Annotated in this window: 1 pseudogene; it reads right to left on the bottom strand. The window is 60.6% G+C overall.

Features of this window, described 5'->3' with window-relative positions:
* Positions 1 to 3,406 (bottom strand): annotated as a pseudogene (locus tag ISP18_RS00105) (hypothetical protein); the annotation flags it as partial.

Here is a 3,406-nt window from a genome sequence, read left to right as displayed (position 1 = left end):
TATTGATACGTCCCGTTGCCGCGACCACTGGTGTTCCAACTCGTTGCACCACTCGACTGCACCGTGGTCCACCCCGCACCGTTGACGTTCTCCTGCAGGATGTAACTGGTCGCCGTGGCCACCCCACTCCAACTCACGCCATAGCTGCCATTGTTACTGGTTCCGCCGCCACTCAGCGAGGGCGCCGTGGGAGGAAGCTCCACCGTGACCGTGGGACTGGGCGCGCTCCATGGGCTGCACCCTGCGACATTGCATGCCGCCACTTCGTAATTGTAGGTACCAGATCCTTGGCCTGACGCATCATAGGCCGTCCCCGAGCCTTTCTGGACTTGGCTCCAGCCACCGCCGTTGACCTGCATCTGTACCAGGTAATACGTGGCTTCGTTGTTGCCAGACCAGTCGACGATGTATGTATCGTTCGTACTCAAGGTCGTTTGCACGGATACGGTTGGAGCGGGAGAGGGCGGTAATGTGACCACCATCGGGCCCGCCGTGACCCAGCTTGTGCACGCCGACCCACCGCCGGCCGTGTTGCAGGCTTTGAGCTGGTAAACGTAGCTGCCATTCGTGAGTCCGCTCACAGTGGCCGTGGTGCCCGTACCCGTAGGTACCGTGGTCCAGGTGCTGCCGCCATTGGCGCTTTGCTGCAACGTGTAACCGGTAATCGGCGTCGCAGCTGTCCACGTGATAGTTGCACCGCCGGTGTAACTGGTTGCAGGAACGGTGAGCGTGGGCGTCGGAGTCGGCACCACGCCGTAATTGGTATTGACCGTCACGGTCGCCGAGGTCCCCCAACCTGCCGTATCGGACACCGTTCGGTTATGCGCCTGGACCCGATAGGTGTAAGTGCCCGTTACGTTACCCGGCTGCGGGAATGACGTGGCCGTGGTACCGGTGGCAAGTGCCGTCCATGCACCGCCGTTGACGGATACCTGCAGGTCATAGGTATTCGCACCCGCCGGCGCGCTCCAGCTCACGGTATAACCACCGTTGTCTGTTCCGGTCGGTAAGCCGGTGAAAGTGGGTATGGCCGGCCATACGCCGACCGACACATCCGCCCAACCGCTGCAGCCGCCGCTGTTGCAGGCCTGCAGTTGATAGAACTGTGTGCCACCGGTGCTCACCGTCTGCGCGGTCGAGATCGCGCTGCCGCTGTACACCACCGTGGTGCCACTGAGACCGTTGGTGGTTTGCAGCGTGTAGCTGGTCGCGCCGGTGACCGCGCTCCAACTCACGGTGAAGTTGCCATTGTTCGGATTCGGGTTGACCACAATGCCGGTGGGCACCGCAAGCTGCTGCGTCGCATGCTTGGCGATCAGCTTCGTTCCCAAATACACATAGTTCGTACCCGTGCCAGCGCTCGGATCGAACTCGTACATCAACTGGCCGGCCTGGTCGTAGAAGTAATAGGCCGTGACCGCGCCGTTGGTGCCCGTCTTGGTGACGCGACGGCCCGCCGCATTGTAGGCGTAGCTTTCGACACCCGAGACCTGGAGCAGCTGATTCTCCGCGTCGAAGGTGTAGGTGGTGGTCGTGCCGCCACTGCTCAGGCTGCTGCGATTGCCTTGGGTGTCATAGCCGTACACCGTGGTGGTGCTGGCACCCTGCGCGACGCTCGCCAGTTGATTGCTGGCGTTGTAGTTCAGAGTAAGTGTAGTGCCGCCAGTGACGCGACTGCGCAAATTGTTCAGGGCGTCGTAGGTGTAACTTTCCGCGCCATAGAGGTTGCTGGCCGTCGCGCTGGTCAGGCGGTTGAGGGCGTCATAACCAAAAGCTTTCGTGCGCTGGCCGTTGACCTGATCGTTCACGTTGGTGATGTTGCCGTCGGCGTCGTACGTGTAACCCTCGTTGACGTTCAACGCACTGCCGACGCCGTAACTGAAATTGTTCAGCAACTGACGTGCGTTCTGTTGCGCGGTGTAGCTGGCGCCGCTGCCGTAGTTGAAGCCGGCCACCTGGTCATTGGGAAAATAGGCAATGCCGCTGGCATAGCCGCCCACCTGGGTCGCGCGACCCAAGGCGTCCGGGCTGTACGCCACGCCCTCACTGGTGCCGTTATACGAGGGATAGCCGATGGCACTGACGTGACCATACCCATCATACGAATAGCCCAGTGCCCAGGCATAACCCGGCACGGAAAGCGCCTGGGTGGTGAGCAAGTTGCGCGTGTTGTAGCCGAACTGCTGCTGCGTCACACCCGAACTGACCGTCTGGATGTTGCCGACTGCGTCATAGGTGTAGTTGGTGGCTTGTGTACCGGCCGGCGGCGTGATCGACAACACGCGATTCATCGGATCGTACGTGCGCACGGTCTGCGCGGACGTCGCCACATCGCTCTGACCGCAGGTGCCATCGGTGATGGTTTGTCCCTGGGCGCTCCATGCCAGATTGTTGGCCGCGTCGTAGGCCATCACCGTGCTGCCGCTTTCCGGCTCGGTGGTACGACACAGGCGGTGGTAACTGTCGTACAGCAGCGTCTTGGTGACGCTGTCGTTCTCGCTGCCGTAGGCGCCAGATTGGGTGATCGCGGTGGAATTGCCGTAGATATCACGCACAATGGTTTGCGTGATGCCGCCCGGGGCATTGACCAGGATTGGATCCTTGTAGGCCGGCTCGTCGAAGACCTGGTAGTACGTGGTGGTCACGTTGGTCTTCGGATCGGTGACTTGCTTGGCAGCCCCTTGCCCTTGCAGGTAGGTCGTCGTGGTGGTCAGCGTACCCAGCTCGCTGTCGTCCTGGGTCTGGTATTCCCGTTCCAGGGCATCGTAGAGGTGATGCGTACCGGTGGTGATGGCGGTGATATCCGGCTGCCCATACACGGGATAGGACGCAAAGGTGGTGGCGCCGGTCCAGTCGTAGCTGTTCGCTGTAGTGATGTCCTGGCTACCGTTGGAGGTGTCGCTCAGGATCGGGCGCAGCTTGGCATCAAAATAGGTGGTGGTGACAGCGTTGCCGACGGTCGTGGTGCGATCCCAATGCAAGCCGGAGATGCCACGTTCCGTCGCGCTCGTGGGTGTGTAGACAAAGGTTTTGGTGTACCAGGACACCGTATCGTTGGTCGGATAAATAATTTGATGAATGCGGCCGATCGGATCGTAGGTGTATTGCGTGGTATGGCTGTTCTGATCCGTGATCGATGTAATCTCGCTCAGGTCATCCACTGTCAGCGTTTCGGTGCCGCTGTCGGGATAGTCGATTTCCTGCGGAATGCCGCGGTAGTAGTTGCTTAGCTTGGTCGTTTGACTATTGCCATCGGTGAAGCTGGCGAGCTGACCGGCACTGTTGTAGGTGTAGCTCATCATGAACTCGCCGAAACGCGAGCGCGATTGCAGTAGATCGGTGCTGGGGTCGTAGGTGTTGGACAGTTCCGTCTCGCCGGTGCCGACATTGGTCACGGTCAGCGGCA

The sequence above is a fragment of the Dyella humi genome, from assembly GCF_044904605.1.
GTDB classification, from domain to species: Bacteria; Pseudomonadota; Gammaproteobacteria; order Xanthomonadales; family Rhodanobacteraceae; genus Dyella_B; species Dyella_B humi.
The sequence above is the reverse complement of the archived record's forward strand: the minus strand, read 5'-3'. Positions and strand labels throughout refer to the sequence as shown.